Below are 271 nucleotides of genomic sequence, written 5' to 3' on the forward strand. Positions count from 1 at the left end.
GCAAACGATCGAACTCATCCGACTCGCCCAAAAGCAGATAGGCAGGAAGGAGCAAAGAGTAAAGCTTGCAACGGATCACGTCGGTCTCACCACGGAGAGAGGCGTAGCCACGCAGGACCTCACGGGCCAGACGGGCATCCTCATCCACTACCACGCCAGAGGCATGGTAACGGCCCAAGGCATCGTGCAAGCCCTCCGACAGACGGTCGTTGTCCAAATGGGTATAGACGTGCTTGCCCCCCGTGTTCAGCTCGATCAACTCATACTCCCC

1 pseudogene is annotated in these 271 nt (G+C 58.3%); it reads right to left on the reverse strand.

Going from position 1 to position 271, the window contains the following annotated elements:
* Nucleotides 1–271 (reverse strand): annotated as a pseudogene (locus DWX33_RS23045) (transcriptional regulator); the annotation flags it as partial.

The organism is Parabacteroides sp. AF19-14 (assembly GCF_003635485.1).
In the GTDB taxonomy this organism is placed as follows: domain Bacteria; phylum Bacteroidota; class Bacteroidia; order Bacteroidales; family Tannerellaceae; genus Parabacteroides; species Parabacteroides distasonis.